General features: G+C 39.5%; 17 protein-coding genes. 4 read left to right on the forward strand and 13 right to left on the reverse strand.

Annotated features, from left to right (window positions below; genetic code table 11):
• Nucleotides 1–4: 4 nt before the first annotated feature.
• Nucleotides 5–382, reverse strand: a complete 378-nt coding sequence (locus MH117_RS18810; RefSeq protein WP_239331239.1) for a winged helix-turn-helix transcriptional regulator — start codon at nucleotides 380–382, stop codon at nucleotides 5–7.
• A 166-nt stretch (nucleotides 383–548) separates the two neighbouring features.
• Here MH117_RS18810 and MH117_RS18815 point away from each other — a divergent pair, with 166 nt between their 5' ends.
• On the forward strand, nucleotides 549–1,181 hold the full coding sequence (locus tag MH117_RS18815; protein ID WP_239331242.1) for a flavin reductase family protein: 633 nt from the start codon (nucleotides 549–551) through the stop codon (nucleotides 1,179–1,181).
• A 58-nt stretch (nucleotides 1,182–1,239) separates the two neighbouring features.
• Here MH117_RS18815 and MH117_RS18820 read toward each other — a convergent pair whose 3' ends face one another.
• Entirely contained in the window at nucleotides 1,240–1,422 is a 183-nt protein-coding gene (locus MH117_RS18820; RefSeq protein WP_239331245.1) for a hypothetical protein, read from the reverse strand.
• Between the two features lie 23 nt (nucleotides 1,423–1,445).
• On the opposite strand from MH117_RS18820, the gene MH117_RS18825 reads away from it, so the two are divergent.
• Both MH117_RS18825 and MH117_RS18830 read left to right on the forward strand, forming a co-directional pair.
• Complete coding sequence (locus MH117_RS18825; RefSeq protein ID WP_239331247.1) at nucleotides 1,446–1,616, forward strand: hypothetical protein; 171 nt, start codon at nucleotides 1,446–1,448, stop codon at nucleotides 1,614–1,616.
• 503 nt (nucleotides 1,617–2,119) lie between these two features.
• The gene (locus MH117_RS18830; protein ID WP_239331250.1) at nucleotides 2,120–2,893 is read left to right on the forward strand and encodes a hypothetical protein; all 774 of its coding nucleotides are present in this window, start codon (nucleotides 2,120–2,122) and stop codon (nucleotides 2,891–2,893) included.
• Between the two features lie 858 nt (nucleotides 2,894–3,751).
• Here the strand turns inward: MH117_RS18830 and MH117_RS18835 are convergent.
• The 7 genes from MH117_RS18835 to MH117_RS18865 all read right to left on the reverse strand — a co-directional run bounded on the left by MH117_RS18835 (nucleotide 3,752) and on the right by MH117_RS18865 (nucleotide 13,430).
• Entirely contained in the window at nucleotides 3,752–5,500 is a 1,749-nt protein-coding gene (locus MH117_RS18835) for a S41 family peptidase (protein WP_239331253.1), read from the reverse strand.
• Between the two features lie 353 nt (nucleotides 5,501–5,853).
• Nucleotides 5,854–7,089, reverse strand: coding sequence for a HAMP domain-containing sensor histidine kinase (locus MH117_RS18840; protein ID WP_239331368.1), 1,236 nt, complete (start codon nucleotides 7,087–7,089; stop codon nucleotides 5,854–5,856).
• A gap of 4 nt (nucleotides 7,090–7,093) precedes the next feature.
• Nucleotides 7,094–7,789 carry a response regulator transcription factor gene (locus MH117_RS18845; RefSeq protein ID WP_239331256.1) on the reverse strand — a complete coding sequence of 232 codons (696 nt, stop codon included), beginning with the start codon at nucleotides 7,787–7,789 and terminating at the stop codon, nucleotides 7,094–7,096.
• 87 nt (nucleotides 7,790–7,876) lie between these two features.
• On the reverse strand, nucleotides 7,877–9,859 hold the full coding sequence (locus MH117_RS18850; RefSeq protein ID WP_239331258.1) for an ABC transporter permease: 1,983 nt from the start codon (nucleotides 9,857–9,859) through the stop codon (nucleotides 7,877–7,879).
• Between the two features lie 17 nt (nucleotides 9,860–9,876).
• On the reverse strand, nucleotides 9,877–10,569 hold the full coding sequence (locus MH117_RS18855; RefSeq protein ID WP_239331370.1) for an ABC transporter ATP-binding protein: 693 nt from the start codon (nucleotides 10,567–10,569) through the stop codon (nucleotides 9,877–9,879).
• 54 nt (nucleotides 10,570–10,623) lie between these two features.
• Nucleotides 10,624–11,340 carry a lipoprotein BA_5634 family protein gene (locus MH117_RS18860; protein WP_239331260.1) on the reverse strand — a complete coding sequence of 239 codons (717 nt, stop codon included), beginning with the start codon at nucleotides 11,338–11,340 and terminating at the stop codon, nucleotides 10,624–10,626.
• Nucleotides 11,341–11,927: 587 nt separating this feature from the next.
• A complete protein-coding gene (locus MH117_RS18865; RefSeq protein WP_239331262.1) occupies nucleotides 11,928–13,430 on the reverse strand; it encodes an alpha/beta hydrolase family protein in 1,503 nt (500 codons plus the stop codon).
• Between the two features lie 546 nt (nucleotides 13,431–13,976).
• Here MH117_RS18865 and MH117_RS18870 point away from each other — a divergent pair.
• Nucleotides 13,977–15,077 carry a hypothetical protein gene (locus MH117_RS18870; protein ID WP_239331264.1) on the forward strand — a complete coding sequence of 367 codons (1,101 nt, stop codon included), beginning with the start codon at nucleotides 13,977–13,979 and terminating at the stop codon, nucleotides 15,075–15,077.
• Nucleotides 15,078–15,608: 531 nt separating this feature from the next.
• Here the strand turns inward: MH117_RS18870 and MH117_RS18875 are convergent.
• From MH117_RS18875 to MH117_RS18890, 4 genes are all read right to left on the reverse strand, one after another.
• On the reverse strand, nucleotides 15,609–16,370 hold the full coding sequence (locus MH117_RS18875) for a SagB/ThcOx family dehydrogenase (protein WP_239331266.1): 762 nt from the start codon (nucleotides 16,368–16,370) through the stop codon (nucleotides 15,609–15,611).
• 341 nt (nucleotides 16,371–16,711) lie between these two features.
• Nucleotides 16,712–17,200 carry a YfbM family protein gene (locus MH117_RS18880; protein WP_239331268.1) on the reverse strand — a complete coding sequence of 163 codons (489 nt, stop codon included), beginning with the start codon at nucleotides 17,198–17,200 and terminating at the stop codon, nucleotides 16,712–16,714.
• A 272-nt stretch (nucleotides 17,201–17,472) separates the two neighbouring features.
• Nucleotides 17,473–19,062: a polysaccharide lyase 6 family protein gene (locus MH117_RS18885; protein WP_239331270.1), complete on the reverse strand. Its 1,590-nt coding sequence runs from the start codon at nucleotides 19,060–19,062 to the stop codon at nucleotides 17,473–17,475.
• 470 nt (nucleotides 19,063–19,532) lie between these two features.
• The gene (locus MH117_RS18890) at nucleotides 19,533–20,462 is read right to left on the reverse strand and encodes a poly(ethylene terephthalate) hydrolase family protein (RefSeq protein ID WP_239331272.1); all 930 of its coding nucleotides are present in this window, start codon (nucleotides 20,460–20,462) and stop codon (nucleotides 19,533–19,535) included.
• Between the last annotated feature and the right edge of the window lie 183 nt (nucleotides 20,463–20,645).

Genomic DNA, 20,645 nt, shown 5'->3' on the forward strand with positions numbered 1-20,645 from the left:
ACTGTTAGGTTCCGTAGCTGCTATTTTCTGTAGGCTCAATACTTAAATTACTAGGGAGATTGTGCAACCCCCATTTGCACATAGCCTCCAGAATTGGCATCAAAGTTCTGCCCCTTGGAGTTAAAGAATATTCCACCTTAGGAGGTGTTTGCCGGTATTCTCTCCGGTTGATAATATTGTTTTCTTCTAGCTCCTTCAACTGGGAGCTCAGGACCTTGTGAGTAATGTCTGGAATGCGCCGCTTGAGCTCACCGTAGCGTATAACCTCTTGGTTGATTAGTTGATACATGATTTTCATTTTCCATTTGCCTCCAATCATGGTTAAAGTATAGTCAAACGGAGTCAGGCTATTTTGTTTTTCCGTAGATTCGTTCTGTTTCATCATCTCATTGGGTTCCCTTCCCTTAAAGTAAGTACACACTTTAAAGTGCATACTATTTTTTTGAAAATATGTGTTAGTATGAGTTCCAAGTGCAAGCAGAACTTCTCTCTGGTTAACAGTTTAAACCGAAACTGCCACCGCAAAAAGTAATGAAAGGATAATAATTATGCCAAGCTATGATGCAATCGAGTTTAATATGAGCGATTTAAGTGAGCATGAAATGTATAAATTGATGATCGGTTCAGTTGTACCGAGACCCATTGCGTGGGTTTCGTCCAAAAGCAAAGAAGGCGTATTAAATTTGGCACCCTTTAGTTTTTTTACTGTTGCTTCCCGTAACCCACCAACACTGCTGATTTCCATCGGCCCGGGCGTAGGCGAACGAGACGGTACGGTCAAGGATACACTGACCAATATTCGTGAGCTCGGAGAGTATGTTATTAATATGGTTTCCGAGCCACTAGGCGAAGCGATGCAGCGTTCCTCCGCTAATGTAGCACCTTCAAAGAATGAGTTTGAACTTGCAGGAGTCACGCCCAAGCCCTGTAAGTATGTCAATGTACCAGCTGTACTTGAAGCCCCGATCGCTTTCGAGCTAAAACTCGATCGAATTATACCCGTCGGCGGAGATCATCTAGTTCTTGGAATCATAGAGCATGTGCAAATGGACCCCGCTTCGTATGCAGGAAATTTTAAAACAGCAGTGGATAAATGGAAGCCATTGGCAAGCTTAGCCGGTGACTATGCCGGACTGACAACTACATTTTCACTTATACATGTAGCTGATAAAAATATTTAGCGGAGCAGATGTCATCTCCGTCATGACAAATCTTTCTCCATTCCAATTTTCTCAATGTTTATGTCAAGACCAACTCTTTCAAGGATACTTTTCCCTTCAAGAACACCGAATTGAAGAACCGGCCATTAGCCGATTTCACTACAGCGTGTCCACAGATCAGGTTGTTTTCACTTATCGTAATCATATCGTATAAATGCGGGTTTCGCGAGATAGCACGAGCTGGCTGTATTCCATTCACCATACCTCTAAACGAGGAGAGGAAAGATGGATGTGTTATTTAAAAACAAAAAAAGAGTAGCAATCGCTTCATGCATAACAGCAATAACTCTTTTGGGAGCCGCAATTCCCGTAAGTGCAGCGGATACGCCAAGCAATACTATACCAACTGTTTCTTATGGAAATACTACTTGGACAGAGATACGCCTCTACCAGTAGTTGTTGTTCCAAACACATGGAATCAATTTGCTTAAGATTTTCGTTAAGATTCTTGGGATAAGGATACATTTGTAGCATTGAATGCATCCGCTGGTGTGTCTCTTGCAACTACTTGTACCTCTCAATACACGATTAGTGGAAGCACTGAATATAACTTCGCATTAATAGCTAAGGCTACTATAAGTGGTAATTGGGGGCAAAGCTGGGGGAAAACCCTCTACTGTAACTTACACTGCAGAAAAGGGATTCACTTATGAGCTTTGGAGCGCTAATAAAATCAAAAGAACATATTAGTCGTATCCTCGAGAGGGTAAAACAGGACTGGCTGCGCAGAGCAACGGCAGTAATGGAACTTATAAATGGTTCTTCCGATATAAATAAATGATATAATAACCGTTGATAGAACAATCAACGGTTATTATATCATCCATTAAGGAGTGGTATAAATATTCGAATTTAGAAAAAGTCACGTAACAGTCATTTTTTTTATTTTTATAGTTATTATGAGCAGCTGCAGTTCAAAAAATGAGACAATTCCCACTAAAGTTGACTCACCTAATATTTCTCAATCACAGCTAGATAAAAGTGATGCTGATTTAGTACCCAAACTAGAACGTAATAATAAAAATCAAGTTTCTTATCTCTTTTTTAATGAAGCGGATGTGACTAAAACTATTTTTTTATCCTTCTATGCCAATTACGATAGACGGACAATAGCTAAGGTGGAGCTTTTACAAGACAATAAAACAGTAGTGAGTAATGTTAAACTTCATGATAAAAAGATCACGAATAATGGAAAATTCACAATTTCACTATCTAAATATATCCCGCAATTTAATAAAATTAAATTTTTTGACGAAAATGATGCTCTTATTTTTACACTTCAAACAGGTCAATACTTTCTCGAAAAAATAAATATTAATAATAAAAATAATGAAGATTCATGGTTTTTAGATTCCTACAACACCTTAGAAGATGCTGGTAGATTCAAAATAAATGCGAAGATCAAGAAAAAGGGGCAAAACAAGTACAGCTATAAAATATTATTACCAAAAAAAATAAAAGATCAAAATATTTTGAAGCAAGAAGACAAATCGTCAATTAAAGATAATAATTTTAGTTTTAATTACGAAAGCCAAATTGACTTAAAACAATTTGGAAATTATGAAAGCATATCTTATGATATGTCTGTTATTCAAAGTGATATTTATGGAGGTCAGTCCTTAATAATGTCTGTGAATATTCCTTTATCAAAAACTAATATAATTAACAATTAAAATACGGAATATGATTTTTAGACCCATTCTAGTGGCTTCCAAGTAAACCACCTGATGTTCTTACGTTTATGATTTATCCTTGTGCCTAAATCAATTATGAAACTAGCTTGTCCCCTCGCCTATTAAGTTTTTTGTAGACTACTATTTGATTATCAAAAACATTATGGGACTGCCTTGACGGCCTCTATTTCAGTGGTCACGAAAAAAAGATGGAGCATTATCAGCGGACATTCCTATACAGAACGTCCGCTGATAATGCCTTTCTTTATAGCCTCCAAAAGGTCAAAAGAGGGGTTAAACTTTCTTAATCGCTTTGAAATCTCTAAAAAGCTAATTTAGCATATACAGCATACCAAGTCACTTACAAGCTTGAGATACACTTCCTCCGCCATGAATTAACTTCATCAAGATAATTTCCTAACTTCCCTCCTTTATCTTCTTTTATCTTGGATTGCTGGATCAAGCAAGCAACGCTGTCATGGGACGAAAGTGAGTGTCATCAAGAGAAACCGTGAAAAATACTCGGTATCAGCAATGTGTGACGTCCTACGAATCTCTAAAAGCACATACTATTATGAAGCCACAGAACACAAGTCAGAAGACCATGTTACGAGTCATATCGTTAAAATGTTCAATATGAACCGTAAAGCTTACGGTACTAGAAATTTAAAAGTTCAACTTCGTTAGCGAGGCATGATCGTATCTAGGCGTTGAATCAGCCGAATCATGCAGCACAAAGGCCTAGTCTCTACTTATACAGTAGCTCAATATAAGCCACAAAAGACAACATCTAACTAATCCAAGCAAGCAAACGAACTAAATAACTACCAATGGCTAAGCGATGCGTTAAGAGATCGTTTAATAGCCATCTTTAATTAATTCAACAGCTCTCTCAACATACTCGTCTCTGCCTTCTATAATGCCTTCAATGGTTGGATCAAGAAGAATATCAGGCTGCACTCCTATTCTTTGCGTTGGTTTATTCTCAGGATCAAATACACCGATTCCACTTATTGCAGTTTTTATATTTCCTGGAAAAGTAAATTTAACTACATTACCATCAGCTCCGGCAGTTGGCCTCCCAAGAACTATTGAATTTTCTGTATTTCTAAGCGACATCGTTGTAAACTCACCGCTACTAATAGTTTGTTCATTGATTAAAATCACTACTTTCCCTTTATAAACCGCGTCATTTGTATCTTGAGGCTTCCCTGAGACAAGAGTCTCAATATAATTAAATTCACCCGGTATTGCACGATTAGGTAATGACACTTTGGCAAACTCTTTTTCAGAAGGGATCAGATACTGGGCTAATGTATAGGTAAGTTCGCTAGAAGGGTAATTTCTAAGATCAACAATCAGACCTTTAGTGTTCCACCATTCCTTCATGATTGCATCAATCTCACCTTTTCCCAACAGACCGGCATTGATATAGTAAATTTCCCCGTTCTCAATTGCTTGAGATTTTGTATCAACAAGGAAATTAATCACTTGTCGAGAACCCGTCACACTTACATCCATCGTTTTTCCCTGTCGGATTATGGTAACGTCCGTATTCTTCTGATGAGCTCGCAATAATGCAAGAAAGAAAAAAGTAGCCGTGTCTTCTCGAGACTGTGAGATGTATTTTCTTCTTTCTTCTAATAATTGATCTATACTATTGTCCCCAACTTTTAATATAATGTCTCCGACTTCAAGTCCACATTTGTTAATTACTTTACTTATAACAATCTGATTGTTAATTTCAGTAAAGTTTACGGGAAACTGATATTTTCCAAAATAATCAGTAATTGACTCTTTATTTTTGCCCACCAAATAGGCATGAGAATCATGTATTCTAGTTGTCAGTTCCGATAAGGTCATGAAATAGGAATCATAATCAGACCCATCTATTATTTTAGGGATAAACTCCAGAAGCACTCGATCCCAATCCTCTCCGATAACATCTTTATAAGGATAATAATATTCGATAATATTCCAATAACGGAATAATCCAAGTAATCTGTAGCCTGCATCATCAAATTTCATACTATAATAAGGGTTTTCATTATCCATAATCGGAAAGGGTGAATTACCCTTAAAAATAACATATGCATTTTCTCGTTCTGAAATATTTGAATCCAAAAGCTTTGATAATTCAAGGCTCAGATCTGTACCGAGATATTCCTCGTCCTTACCCCAATCTGTAGTTGGACTGAGCTGTATAGAATTTTTGGAAAACTGGTATAGCTGCTCTAGATCCCTGGGAACGGTCCCATTACCTAATGAATGAACCCACTTATAGAGAATTGAGTTTACATCTGAATTGTCTTCTAAAATAGAAGGCATCACCCGAAATAGTTCATAATCCCAATTTATATCCCCAGATACAACCTTAGGATGGTAATATTTCACCATTCCCCATACCTTACTGACCTTAGCCAAATCCACGATTTTTTGTTCAGAAAGGCTGGAAAATTTCATCCCACTTCCTTGATCAAAATCTTGCTTCTTCTCTCTCCCAGGTTGAAGAGTCTCTTGTGATGTTGAATACCCTGCAATAATAAAAATAAGCAACACACTGAAAAACACCAGGTACATCCGCTTCCTTCTTTTACCTTCTCCCACCTATTTCCCACCTTCCAGCTCAACAATTTAACTTTTTGTCTTTCAGGCAAATCTAGGACCTGCTTCATCTATCTTAGCAAATCTACATGGTATTATATACCATACTTATAAACTATCCTTCATAATCCCTCTTGTAAGAAAATTCCTGATAATCGTTAGCCTTCGCTCTCAGGTAACTATTAAAGATAACTTATGTGTTCCCTTTGGATAAATGAATGGCTCTTCCCTTACAATTGGAAACTTAATCTCACTAAATCGTAGGAATCTCGTATATGTTTTGATCCAAAAAATTAAAAATAAAAAAGCAGCACGGGACATAGCTGCCCAGAACTGCTGCTCATTTTCTTCTGCACTTAAAACTTTATGAAGGTAACCGTAAATTTGGTATAGGCATATCTTTCACTTTCCACCTTAATCAAAGCTTGATGCGCTTCGATAATGGATTTGGCTAATGCCAAGCCAATTCCTACCGATTCATGCTTTTTAGAACCGCTTGCTTTATAGAATCTCTCAAAAATATGCGGCAATTCCTCAGCAGCAATTCCTTCCCCAAAGTCTTGAATCACCAACTCCGTATAAATTGGTGTATCTTCGATTGTAATCTTGATCTTATCGCCGGGATCGGAGTGCTCAATCGCATTCTTCAGCAGGTTCAATAATGCTTCTTGCATCCATAGTTTATCGTGTGCAACGACTACTTCCTTCGGGCCATTCCAGTCAATCAATATATTCCGATCAGTAATCATGTTCTCCAAGCGATCTATAGCATCCTCAACGGACTCAACCAAATTGGCCGGTTCTTTCTCAAATGAAATGGCTCTTGCATCTATTTTCGCTACCTTCAACAAATTTTGAATCAAGAGATGCATTCTAGAGATTTGCACATCGTTATTTTGCAGCAGCTGAACTTGCTGCTGGCGCGGCAAGCTTTCATTCAGCATCATCTCATTGTAGATGGATATCGTAGAAAGCGGCGTTTTTAATTGATGGGATATATCCTGCAGCATTTGTACTAAAAATTCTCTCTCTTCACGCAAATCCTGCATGCTTTTTCGAATAATATGTTTCATCGAACGAAAGGAAACCACCAGCTTAGCGAGATCCCCTTCTTTGTTTTCATTGATGACAACTGAATAATCCCCATCGATGATTTTTTTGGCTGCCGAGGTAAGCTGTCTAATTTTCTGGAAAATCATCTTATACTGCATGTAGCTTGCCAGAATCAGTACACATCCGAAACAAACCAATCCCCAATACATAAACTGATTATGGCTAGCGATATGGTTATTTAATAGAGGAAAAAGCTGCGACTCCAGTCCCTCATATAATCCATACTGCCTTAAGATCGCTCTCCCTTTTTCCTGATACGGAATTGAATCAGAGGAATGGCTTGTTAAGACTTTCATAATTTCCGCTTCGTTCTCAGGGTTATGTTCGACCAATCTTGCGGTGATTTCCCCCCAAGTTGTAATGGAATCGCTTTTCAATTGATAGTTGAACAGTTGTTGGGTAATCAATTGATAAACGGTAAATAACGTTAACAGAACGGCCAATATCGCTATGTAGCCTTTCAACTCGGTATTTTTCATCATCTTACTCTCTGCTCACATCCTTATTCCAGCGATAGCCCAATCCTCTTTGCGTGACGATAAACTGCGGATTTTGGGGATCATCTTCAACCTTGTCTCTTAAACGCCTAATGTATACAGATAACGTATTTTCATCAAAAAAAACTTCATCTCCGTCCGTCATATTTAGCAGGAGTTCATCTCGTTTCAATGCTTTGTGGGCGTTCATCATGAAAGCTAGGAGAAGCTTATATTCTGAATTCGTTACTGGAACGCTCTCTTGATTTTTGTACACCTTGACTAGGTTCATATCGATTTTAATATTTTCAGATGTAAGGATCATCGAAGTAGTTTTCAGCAGCGCTTGCTTGCGTAATTGCACTTTCACTCTGGACATCAGTTCCTTCACGCGAAAAGGCTTCGTGATATAATCATCCCCTCCTATATCCAGTCCCATGACCACATTTGCTTCTTCATCCAGGGCGGATAAGAATACAACCGATGTATCGCTATGTTTTTTGAAATGCACACATAAATCATAGCCATTTCCATCTGGAAGGCCAATATCTAGAATAATTAAATCAAAAGTATGATGATCATACTGATGCTTCGCTTCTTTGACACTAGAGGCTCTAATTACCTCATACCCCTCATTTTTCAATGAAAATTCGATGGCTAGCCCAAGAGCTTCATCATCTTCAACCAGCAATATGTTACTCAACGTGTGGCCCCCTTCTCCTCTTTCAATTTCGGCCATAGGCCAACAAATCAGAATAGCCTGACTATACACATAGCCAGGCCCTCGTTATTATTCTTCCCTGATCACATCAATAATATTATCTTTTTGGATTTTGCGCAGCGGAATCAGAACAGATACATAACTGATGATTAAAGCGGCAGCAAACGTAATGATACAAGCTATATAAGGAATCGTCCACTCAAGCTTCAAGACACCAGAAGCTGCCACATATATTATATAGGAAAGTATACATCCGAAAAAGATCCCTTGTAAGCTCCCAGACACACCGTATATCAATGCTTCATAGATAATCATTTTTTTCAAACCTTTTTGTGACATACCAATTGATTTTAACGCAGCCAGTTCTTTACGTCTGATGATGATGCTGATCGTAATCGTATTGATGATATTAACACTGCCAATCAGAGAAATAACCGCAATAAAACCATATACGAGCACTTTAATCACAAGCTCTGATTCTTTCCTTATTTTATTCTCGTCCAGATAATTAACGATTGTAATCGAGTACTTGGTTCCAACGGTCTGCTGGATGTCCGCAACTGCCGCGCTAGATTGATCCACATCCTTTAAGTTGATTCGAAAACTAGCGTCCTGTTGGCTAACTTCAGATACATTACTAAGCGACTTCAACTGTTCTAAAATGGCATGACGGTCTACGGAAGAATCATGATGATCTTGTTGCAGGTAGATGGTTAGATCCGATTTCGTGGACTCTTTATTCACATATTTGGATGCAAATGCGATATTCATGATCGATGAGAACGTAATAAACAAAACACTACTTATAATGATCGATAAGATCGTAATGTTATATCGATTTTTATTTCTTTTTACATTTTTCATGGCCAGGCTCAATGGAAAAGATATCGGCTTTTTCAGCACGGTATTTTTTTGTTTTTTGATCGATTCTTTCCTTATGGATAATCTACTGCTGATTGCCAGCAGGGGAGATATTCTGCCTGCAAAGAAAGCCGGATAATAACTGGATGCTAATACAGCTGCCAGCGTAATGATCGAGCTGATCAATACGATTTGCCAATCAATGTGAAAGAACGAGACACTTGCACCGTCCTCTAATATAATGAAGAAAATAAACTGCAGAGCTGCAAGAGCTAATATGCTGCATACAATTCCAATCGGAATCGCGATAACAGCCAGCACAGCAGCCTCCCTCATGACAATGTGTCGAATCTGCTTGCGCGTAGCTCCGATGCTTCTCAATAACCCGAACTGCTTCATCCGTTCAACGACGCTGATTTGAAAGGCGTTATAGATGACGACAGCTGTCGCGACCACGACTATACTGATGACGATGACGAGCATGGCCAAAATCGAGCGATTCGACTGTGGCTTCAACACTCGTATCAATTCTTCATTGATAACAATATTTTCATTACCAGTAAGTAATTTGACTTCATCTAACACTTCGTTAAAGTTCGCTGTCTGGTTGATTTCGAATAATATCCGACCTTCCCCAATGTCAAAATCACGTTTATAGGTTAATAATCGTCCAACTTTACTTTTCTGTGTAAACTCGCGATTGTCTAGTAACCCAACCAGTTTATAGGTTTCTCCATCCAATTGAAAGGATTCTCCGAGCTTAAGATCTTTATTGATATAAGGAAGCGTCCATGAATCGACCGCTGCCTCATGCTCATTGGCAGGTAGTTGGCCATCCAAAAGGCTATAAGGTAAAAATTCCAACGCACGATGATCGGCGAAATTCATTTGTACTGAAACGTCCCCAACCGGGATGTTCTTGCCCTGAGACATCAATCCATACGATGCGATTTGGGGATTGTATCTGATCTTATTCAGTATCGCTTCATCGTAATTGGAGATGCCGACATGAAACGAAAACCCATTTAGCTTTTTGATGTTTTCAATTTGGGAGAGCTGTGATCCCTTCATAAACAGACAGATCGTGGATATTAACGCTACTGAGAGTACGATTCCGACTAAGGTCAAAATGGTACGCTTGATATTCCCTTTTAGATACCGGCTGCTAAGTTGTTTGTAACTGCTGATCAACTTCATTCTCCCCCAGTCTAAGCCTTATTCACAGTTAGCCGTTGATCTGAAATGATACTACCGTCTTCAATCGTTATCACCCGGTCGGAAGCCGATGCAATCGATAAATCATGCGTAATCAACACAATAGTTTGATTGTATTTCTTGGCTGTCAATCGTAATAAATCCATGACTTCCTTTGTATTTTTCGTATCTAGGTTACCTGTAGGTTCATCGGCCAGTATCAAATGAGGACGATTAATTAGCGCCCTGCCAATGGAGACCCGTTGCTGTTGGCCGCCAGATAATTCGGAAGGCAGATGAGTCTTTCGGTCATGAAGCCCCAGGGTTTCAATAATTTCATCGAGATACGTCATATCTACCTGTTCCTCATCTAATAGCATAGGCAATGCGATATTCTCCTGGACATTCAATACCGGAATCAAATTAAAGAATTGAAAAATAAATCCGACTTTTCTTCTTCTGAATATGGAAAGCTCATCGTCCGAATAATCGTAAATACTATTTTCCCCGATGAATACTTGTCCTGAAGTTGGTCGATCCAACCCTCCTAATATATGCAGCAGTGTACTTTTCCCCGAGCCGGACACACCTACGATGGAGACAAATTCTCCTTGTTGGATCGAGAGCGTAATCCCTTTCAACGCATCAACCCTGTTATTGCCTTCGCCATAACTTTTCACTACATTTTCCATTCTTACAACTTCCATATCTTCACCCACTCATTACGTAAAGTTCAACCTTATGTGTATGCATTCATGTACTTAATCTTTTACATCTACAAAGTTTACTTTGTCTTCGCTATCTGGATAAACACTTCTGATTTCATCTAAAATCTTATTCACTTTTTCTTTCTTTTTATAATCAAAACTGTCTTTTTGGAAATGAATCAATGAGATCGTTGACTCTGCTTCCTTTATGTTGTTATAAGTTTGGTCGTTAACAATAACCAGATCCATAGGGTCATACCCGATCCAAGCCTGACGTTTCACATACTGTACGGATACTTTCTGACCGTTCAAATCGATTTGGTTATTCTTTATTTCGTAATCACTTAAAGAGAAGAGCAGATTTTGACCATTCGATAATTCTTTAATTGCGGTAACTGGATCTGAAATAATAGATGAGCTTTCAGGATCTTGTCTAGCTCGAATCATCCCCTTCTTGATGAACTGCTCAGCTGTAGAACGAGTAATAACTGAATATTTGATATCTCGGGTATCAAATTCCTGTCCCGCTTCATCCCGATCTTGCTCTGCAATTTTTGTAGTTATTGTTGTTGTAATCAGCTTCATTTTGTAGTCGATCACTTCTTTGCTCCTATCTTTGTACAACTCTTTGACTTTCTTCATCTCTTGATCTGTAGCGATCACTAAAATTCCATTAGCCGATTGCGTTGGGCCTTCCACAAAACGTTTTACGCCGAACCCGATACCTGCAAAAATAGCGATAACCAATACGAAAACTATCAACTTCTTCATTTTGACTGCCCCTTTATAAAAATCATTTTATGTCTGAATTATATACAACTACGCTTTATAAGTTAATGACTCTTATCTAACGATTTGACCTCTTCTCTTACATTTTAGTAAGAATGATAGAGATTGCTGATTTTCTTAGGGCAGTATTTAACCACTATATGGATACCGACATGACGTGAGTTGTATCTTCATGAGAAAGCGGAACGCCAAAAAGCCCTAACCGATGCGGGCATAGGGCTAGAACAAGCGACGCCGAATGAAATGTACACGTGACGCACATGATCGACCACAATCACTTGTGAGGGAATAACCTCCTTTAACTCTCGCCGAACTTCCGTGCTCATTGCAAAAGGACAGCATCTTTTATTTGTCCACGCGCACCTAGCTATGCTAGGCACAACCAGCCGGAGTGAGTCCAGTCGAGGTAGGAGCCAAGTCACTTCGTAGCTGACAGACAACTGGTGGAGAGGAGAGATCCTAAGGTTGAAGCCCTGAAACAAAGGAAAACTCCCCTTCAAGCAGCGGTTTATTACTAAACCTCTCTATTTGAAGAAGATCATATCAAAATCGGTAGCCTGTTCCATTATTTATAGTAGCGAGGTTACGAACTTCACCTCTGGAAAGCGGCTATTCGGTCCTTTCATTAAGATTCCACCCTGATTTTTCAGATACATATCGAAGAAATCCAGTATATAGGCATTGATAACGGAGTTTGCTCTCTCGGGCGCAATCTTTCCTGTAACGCCTAGCATTTTGAACAGCGGAGAAATGAACTGTACGTCAATAAAATTCAAATGCTCCGTATTGTCGATATAGAGGAATTGTCCCCCTGCGGTAACCGTTTCGCGCATCCGTTCAAGCTCTAACTTTTTGTATTCCGTTACTTGATTCATCCACTCTCTTGTGTTGCCCATACGGTTAAGCTCTGCATCCGTGTAGACCCGGTTATCCATCACCATTTTTAATCTATCAAATTCGCTTTCCGAGTTCATGAACAAAAACGGCTTTCGCAGGCCCTCTCTGTCACGCAGTCGATAAAGCGCTCCATCTAAGTCGATTCCAACCGTGATTCGCGGATCGTAAGCAGCGTCGTAGGCCGTCGCTCCGCCGATGGAATGACCGAATACCCCGACATGACCGAGATCAAACCTCCCTTTTAGATGACTTGGAATCTGACCCGATTGGATGAGCTCGAATTGGTCTAGCGCAAACGCCACATCGTCGGTTAACACTTTTCCCAACTTGTCGCGATTACCGCTTTCCGTCCGATAATCATGGTCAGGCGAGAATAAGCCGTTGGTTGTGCTGGTCGTGATTCGACCGTCCGGAAACTCAGTTGCAAATGTATTGTAGGTGTGGTCGATCACTGCCACGATATATCCGTGACTAGCGAGATTTTCGGCTTGTGACGTATGGAGGAACCTGGAAGATCCGAAACCGGGATTCGCAAGGATCAGCGGGTATGAAGTCTGAGCCGAAGAGACCTCGGCCCCTGAATAAGCATTGCTGGATACGTACTTCAGGTGTTGAAGAGTAAACCCAGGAAGGCCATAGTTCGCGGCCATATAATTCAAAATCTGGGTATCGGGAATAAAGGGAGCGTACTTGCCAGTGCCAGCTTGAGCTGGATACCATACCTGAACCATCAATTCTCTCTTACCATCTCTGGCTTCGTCGAAAATCTCTTCCCTTTTTGTATCCACGAAATGAAAAATTTGCGTCCCTACCTTAAATTCGCCTGTCGGTTCAGGCAGTTTAAATACAGGAAAAGCATATATGAGACCTGCTGTTACGACCAGCATTATCGCGATAGCGGTATAAGCCGAACCCAACATGAATCTTGGGATTTTTTTTGGGCCTGTTTTTTTAAAATAGCTATAACCAGAAATGGCTAAAAACAGCATCGTTATGCTGTATGGGAAAAATATCTGAACTCTGTATCCTTCCACTGTCCAATGAATGACCAGTAAAAGTGTGGCGATTCCGCTGGCTACAAATACTGGAAATCTGCGCCTACCTTTTTTTAATAGGACTGTTAATGCAAACAAGCCGATGTTTGACAAAAAAAGCAACAGTTCATACAGCCTCATCTCGATTCTCCTTTTAAAAAATCTCTTTTCATTTGTTCCAATCTTATCCTGCCAGACTGGCCTAAGCTTTCGATTTGCCTTACATCTACCTTACAATTGTGTAATTCGATCTTGCGGTATTAGAGGACTCGTAAAACAGTTTCTGATATTTTTAATGAAACCCATTTTATTGAATTTCGTGAACGATGCGAGGTATCTGCAGATTTAGATTTCGTAACCGGATCAAATTAAATTTCAATTGCAGCTTCTTCAATTCATACTTTCTTTATCATTGTAATAATGTAAAAAAGCACCCTAAGAATGCAACATTTTCGCATTCTCAGGATACTTCCCTCTCCCTGACTTTTCATTTAACATAACCTTCCATAATAGGTTTTGATCTCACAAGCTCTATTGCAAATTATCGCAGTTTAGCGGATCTATAATAGACACATTTCGTATACCTTTTTTATCGTACATCCAACTATTGTTTTATCAATACTATTCACATAATTTAGCTATCTAGCATAAGATATATAGATTTTTTAGTAGATAGGAGGAATAAAATTGACAATCATTAATCGTCAGCGCTTAACAAGTCAGACTACCAATACCGTGGTCGCAGCCTCTCAAGTACAAGCCATAACAAGCTTACTGGCAGGATCCGCACCTAATGCTGTAAATGTAGGTAATGCTCCTCTCATTTGGCCTTCTCTCAACAAATATATTAACGACAATAACGATGCTCCAGCATTCACTATAATTCCTGAACAACCATTTTCTTCTGTACCGGAGCCGCAATTTCTATGGAACAGCTTAACTCCTATTCCTGGAGAGAGCTTGGGGTTTGCCACCATGACATCACCAATCTTGATAGAAGCTAATACCCAAGCTGAGTTTGTTCTGTTTCTAGCCGTATTTGCAGATAATGCTCATACCGCTAGAATTGATATTGTTAATGCACAAACCTTTGCCCCAATCCCATCGACCGATGCAAGCGTTAACTTGTTAGACGGTTCACTTGATCCCGTAACAAGTGTAACGACCGACACTAGTAATCCTTATAATTGGCAAAAGATTCGCTATTATTCTATTCCAATTACGTTGACCGCTGTTCCGACTGATCAGCTGGTACGCTTTGTTATTTCCTTTTCAGTCAGCAATTACTTGGATAATGGATCCATAAATACCGCTGGCTTGGCTTTTGTTGCGGACTTTTATCAATTTGTGGGAGATGATGAAATCGTGAGTGCATTTGGAGGACTTTTACTTGATGAAGTTGGAATTTTGAATCTATCCTCTACATCGATCAGAGTGCCATTGGACCTGCCGTCTAATACCTCACTGAATATCAGCTATGCTACACCGGAAGTCATAACAATTACCGAGGCGGGCACCTATCGTGTCGATATTAACTTGGTAGGAACGATCGCCATTGCCCCCTCCCAAGTTGGAGTGGGACTCGGCATCAACAACACCCTCCAAGCCGATATGTTTCAGGAACTGATAGTGAATGCAGTAGACTTTTCCACGTTTACCCTGTCCAACTACTATGTTTTAGGTATTGGAAATCAATTGAGCATTCTTATGTATTCCATACCCAACTTGCAGTTTTTCTTTGCTGGTACGGGTATTTCAGCAGTACTATCGGTTCAGCGCGTATTCTAATATAGTTGTAGACTCACTGGATGTTCTTAAAGTAGAGAAACGAAAAGGCCAACTATTCGCTGGCCATACCCCTGTTGAGTAGACAGAACTAAAAAGACAGGTTTAAGCAGCAGCCGTATCTCGGTATTCCACCGGGGAACGGTTGTTCAATTTTTTCTGAAATCTACTTTGGTTAAAAACAAGATATATTTCCGTACTTGTTGTTCTGCCTCAGCTAAGGTATTCGGTTTGCCTAAATAAATCTTTTCCGTTTTAGATTCCATCTAAGATCCAGACGCTCTAATCCTTCGATTTCCATCGCTAATTTTTGTAGTTCAGTTAGATGATTATTTCTTAGGTCTAATTCTAATAAATTCCGAATTGTGAAATCTCTTCAGGCAAAAAGGAGCAAGTGTCTCTCGACACTTGCTCCTTACGTGTTTTTCATACGTTCAACCTCTTCATTACCTGCAGCGATATAGACGCCAGCCTTTTATATGCTTCTGACACTACCATCGCACCCTTCCGACCAATCTTTGATCAATATGTGTATTATTCTCGTTTCTTCCCAACTGCACCCATAAAGATGATGAATTCTTCATCACCGTCTAATTCTAAAATATCATCAACCAATTTTTGATCATAGATTCCAATTGCACAAGCACCTGCACCGATCGATTCACTAGTCAAATAAAGGTTTTGGCTTACATGTCCAACATCGATGAGGATTTTTTTGTGAGCTGAAATATCATACTTCCATTCAGAACGATAGGGTGTTGTACTCCATGCAAACATTACCGAAGCTTTTTTTACAAAATTAGGAACAAAAGGCTGATCCAAAGTAATCGCATCAATTTTTTGATCAATTTTATCTAATTCAAACATAAACAGGAGCTTGTGTTCCATGGGAAGGTATCTATAAATTCCTTGTTGCAAGCCCTCTACTCGCATAATAAATAAATATGTCTCAAATGTATGTGTTGCCCCACTGCAGGGTACAGTTCGCAATGTACACCCATTCTTCGTCATACTCGTTATCCCTTGGGTAGCCCATAATAAATATGATAACTCTTCAAGACTTAATGATTCATCAGAATAAAACCTTGTACTTCTTCTTTCATTTATACATTCATATATGCTTTCTTTACTTACAACATCTTTTCTGATCTCTGGCAAATCAATAATTAGTGATGTTGAGTTATAGGACTTAACAATTGGTGGTTGCGGAAGTCCCTTTAGCTTATCTGTTTTAATATGTTTAAATTCAAGAAAATTCGATTTCAAAAAGTTTCTATGTTGTTCATATTTAGCCATAATAGACTCTCCTTAGATGACTTAATCGTTTCTTAATAGTTCTAACATAGCATGTATTAAAAATTATATTGTGATCTCATTCACAATATAATTTTTTACTTGAATACTAATGTGGTCTCGGTTAATGTGGTCTCGGTGTCAGCAGAAAATAAAGTCCTAGACTGTCGCTGTTTCATTTAACTAACGTGTCCTGTTAGCTTAACAAACAACTTTTCCGTTGGGTTTGAACCTATCCTCTCGATTCCATCCTTCGGAGATATACATCTCAATTATAATGAACTCAGCCGGATTCCTTGCACGATCCGCTCCTGGAGACTCTACGATGAATCAAATTATTAGAATCAGAAAATATAGAAAATAAGACCTTTGCCCTCGGCTACAGTTTGGCTATAGAAACGCCGGATTTCGTTAAAATTCTGAAGCATGTAGGCAAAGAATTCATCTTCATCCTCGTCTGAAACAGTGTCAGGTTCAAGCGGATATACCTCTTCCTTAACCATGGCCGGGAAATCATACCGCAAGCGAAGCTGCGCTTCATCCAGCTCAGACATAGCCAGAAGCGCTTCTGCAACTTGCTCGGCGCGTAAGGAAAACGCCCCGAATGAGCCGAAATCGATGCCTTTGTCAGACGTCAGCGGAACAACATAGCCAAGAGGGGGCTCTCCATCAGCAATATCGCCACAAAGCAAGTAGTGAATCGCCTCCCAGGATCTATCAATGTCCAGTCCGGGATAATCGTCTATTTTCAAACTCTTCAATGCAATGTCACCTGCTGTGATTTGCTGCACCATGTTGTCATCCATAGCAAAGTAATATCCGCGCATTCCCATGTCGTCATCCTTCTTTCCATTATTAGTAGTGACTATACTACCCCATCAAAATGTAACATCTGGTAATTGTGTATTTCAAGGAACATTATACCCATGTTGCCGTCAGGACTACTTGTATGAATGTATATGTACTATTGCCCTCATAAAACAGATATTACCCGCACGCTATTCATAGAAAAAACCGTTCCTTATTCGGGAAACGGTTCGTTATTTTTATAAAAGCGACACAATGATTGTATTTTTATAATAGTAAACCCATTAATGGATCCCATTTATTCCGGTGCATTCGGACCCACATCTGCTGCTTTAAGCGGTTTGCGACTACTAGCAGCATTTGAAAATTCATCAGCTCCTACATCGGTTTTCGAGCGTAGTTGTCCATCCATATCATCTATCACTTTCACTCGTTTTTCAAGTTGGATGTCAGTTACTGCTTTATTTATAGCTGGGCTGTTGGCAGATAGTTTATGCAAGCCTTCAGAAATGGTAAAGTCGGGATTTATGGCTAATATTTCAGAAGGGCCGCGTGACGCATTGGATAATGTGCTACCAAAGCCGAGGTTACCCTTAAAGATAGTGTCGGTGCTGCTAGACTCGTGATATAAGATGCCCGTCTTATTAGCGACGATATTGTTGGCCACCCAGCTTCCAGTCGGGGCGTATTTTTTTGACGTATTCGTTGAACCAATCGTAATACCATCTTTACTGTTAACAATGGTGTTATTTACGACTGTTGCACGATACACTCGCCATTGGGAGCTCAAATCTTCATCTGAAGGGTTCGTTGGTTTCCCATCTTTTCCACCGTCATACTTACCGCTGTCCAGAAATATAGCATCACCTGTTATGTCTTCCATATAATTGTTATAAATTTTATGATCATTTCCATATATCCGAATGCCCATTACCTTCTCCTTCACGCCATCTCCAAAAAAGAAATTGCCGTAAAACTTGTTATTGTGACCATGTCTGGCTGTCAATCCACCGCGGTTATTTATGAATGTGTTATACCTAACCTCATTGTTGCCTGATTTTACTGACACAACCTCTAGATCGCCGTCACAATTCTCGAATAGATTGTATTGGACTTTGTTTTGACCTTCGGATAAGGAAATCTTCGATACTCCAAGACGAATCGTTTCATTACCGTTTGCTGCTGATAATTTAACATTACGGAAATGGTTGTATTCAATCACGTCACGCTGAGAAATTTGTTTAACAGCTCCATTTATATATCCACTAAAAGCAATTACTGGTGCAGGATCGCTTTTCCCGTTAAAATCGTTGCGATCAATCTGGTTGTCGGAGCTGTTCTCACCTTTAATCTCCAGCCAGATCATCTTATTTCCAGTTGCAGGGACAGCAAACATATTGCGTGTCAATCGGATATGGTTCGAACCGTCAAGCTGAACCGCTGCACTGCGGGTGGTAGTTCCGGTGTTCGTAATTTTCAGTCCTTCAACGACAATATGAGATGAACGGACAATGTGTAACACGTCAGCACCCGCAATAATCGCTCGCCCACGGTTTGCGGCTTTAATCGTAATCGGATTTGTACTTGTGCCATGTTTACCACTGATTTGCAGCGCTTTGCTTCCTTTGTATGTACCATTTGCCAACACAATGGTTGTCCCTGGATTTGCCTCATCAATTGCTGTCTCTAGCTGTGCAGAGGTCGACACTTTTACTACCTTTGATACTACCCCTGATTCAAGTGCAACGTCATAAACGACGTCTGTTACTCCGGGCGCACCACCAGCTAACTGATTTTCTGCTGACGAATAACCTGTTACTGGAAACAAGGTTACTGACAACAAGGTCATAAGTAATAATCGTCTAATTTTGCTAGGTTTTATCAACATGATCACCTCTGTATATAATTGTAGTTGTAATCCTACCTTCTATATATAACCTATTTTGAATAAAAGGATCTTAAAAATTGGTTTTTTACGTAACATTTATACATGAGACAGGACGTCTATCTATGATTTAACATCCATTTGGTACTGCAATGCATAGCTATGACTCTTTAAACATCCTAAGCCTAGAATTTTGCTTCATTAAATTAAAAACCACTCTTTTAGTGCAATAAAATAAGCAGGCTTAAGCAGCCTGCTCAACAATGTATAATATTCAACTTCAAGTCCCGCTAAAGTTTTCTTTCCTTATTGCCCTTACTAATATTGCCTACGTCTCGTCCCATAACGACCGATTCTAAGAGAAGAGTTCAGCGCTGGGTGTTATGGCGGATGAGGAATAAATAGCTGACTACTGAAAGGCTGCAGAACATGATGATACTAACAGTAAAAACGGCAAACATGCTGTTTTTCTGTTATTGATGCACGAATCTATTATCATCCATATTTGCTTGTATAACGTCCACCCAATTTGTATTATGCATCATCTCGGAAGAATCCCCATCAAATGCCTTCATGGCTTCCTGATCATCAAGCAGCCGATATCTCAACCAAGCCGTTAAGTAACCCCTATGGTTGCCACCATTACCTTCAATCGCTGTATGAGCTGCACCTTTTGCCATCCCCATCATAACAGGCGTGCTTGCGTTAGCACTATGCAAGGCTAATTGATTCGTTGATACCGGTGAGATTAAAAAATCTCTTGTACCGCCCAAAATGAGGAAAGGAACGGTAATTCGTGCTGTATCGTACACATCTTTTGGATCACAATGCTTCAAATCCGGGAGAGCGATGGATACAACCGTCTTAATCAACGATCCACTTTTATAGTTGGTATGAGCATTAATGACGCCAGTAGACCCTTGAGAATGTCCAGCTACACCAATATGTTCTATTTTTATTTTTTGATAAAACAAGCTGTTAGTGAGTTGGTTTTCATTTCTCAAATAATCAATAGCCTCTACAATTTCTTTGCCTGTTCCTGTCGTTTTGCTATAGGAATCGATTACAATGAATCCCCAGCTAGCAAGATGCGATAAGAGCTCATCATAACGATCTGGCGTGGCACCTGTTCCATTCCCCCAAGAAATAATAGGATAGGATTCGTCTCCCTGAAATGCTGGGTAGTATATTCTAAATAAAGCCTCTTTGCTCGTACTCTTAACTTCTTCTACTTTTACATGATAGCTTCCTTGCTGTGCATACCGCTGCTCAATGCTTCCTTCTGTAAGTTCTGGTACATTAGAATGAATGATTATTTGCATGAATATAGTTATTGGAACTGCAACGATAAGGACAACAACTGACAACCATAAAATCCACTTTCGTTTTTTCCAAACCGACATAGACGTGACCTCTCCGATAGTCTATAGGTTTCTCTATCGTTTTCTCTGTTAAATAATAAAACTAATGGGATATACGTGAAAGATGCAGTTAAGTTTCATTAAACAAGATGCTAGATTAAACAGTAGATACGGAGAACTGAGAATAGCTCAAAAAGTATGATTTGCTGTAAGTACAATAGACTG

This window comes from Paenibacillus sp. ACRRX (assembly GCF_022346885.1).
Classification (GTDB): Bacteria; Bacillota; Bacilli; order Paenibacillales; family Paenibacillaceae; genus Paenibacillus_B.

Bases quoted from the DNA above. Each gene is read 5' to 3' on its own strand.
- MH117_RS18880 (WP_239331268.1), bottom strand. From the start codon at position 17,200: ATGGGAATGCGCGGATATTACTTTGCTATGGATGACAACATGGTGCAG.
- MH117_RS18865 (WP_239331262.1), bottom strand. From the start codon at position 13,430: ATGAGGCTGTATGAACTGTTGCTTTTTTTGTCAAACATCGGCTTGTTT.
- MH117_RS18875 (WP_239331266.1), bottom strand. From the start codon at position 16,370: ATGGCTAAATATGAACAACATAGAAACTTTTTGAAATCGAATTTTCTT.
- MH117_RS18840 (WP_239331368.1), bottom strand. From the start codon at position 7,089: ATGAAAAATACCGAGTTGAAAGGCTACATAGCGATATTGGCCGTTCTG.
- MH117_RS18890 (WP_239331272.1), bottom strand. From the start codon at position 20,462: ATGTCGGTTTGGAAAAAACGAAAGTGGATTTTATGGTTGTCAGTTGTT.
- MH117_RS18855 (WP_239331370.1), bottom strand. From the start codon at position 10,569: ATGGAAGTTGTAAGAATGGAAAATGTAGTGAAAAGTTATGGCGAAGGC.
- MH117_RS18815 (WP_239331242.1), top strand. From the start codon at position 549: ATGCCAAGCTATGATGCAATCGAGTTTAATATGAGCGATTTAAGTGAG.
- MH117_RS18810 (WP_239331239.1), bottom strand. From the start codon at position 382: ATGAAACAGAACGAATCTACGGAAAAACAAAATAGCCTGACTCCGTTT.
- MH117_RS18830 (WP_239331250.1), top strand. From the start codon at position 2,120: ATGAGCAGCTGCAGTTCAAAAAATGAGACAATTCCCACTAAAGTTGAC.
- MH117_RS18820 (WP_239331245.1), bottom strand. From the start codon at position 1,422: ATGGTGAATGGAATACAGCCAGCTCGTGCTATCTCGCGAAACCCGCAT.
- MH117_RS18860 (WP_239331260.1), bottom strand. From the start codon at position 11,340: ATGAAGAAGTTGATAGTTTTCGTATTGGTTATCGCTATTTTTGCAGGT.
- MH117_RS18885 (WP_239331270.1), bottom strand. From the start codon at position 19,062: ATGTTGATAAAACCTAGCAAAATTAGACGATTATTACTTATGACCTTG.
- MH117_RS18825 (WP_239331247.1), top strand. From the start codon at position 1,446: ATGGATGTGTTATTTAAAAACAAAAAAAGAGTAGCAATCGCTTCATGC.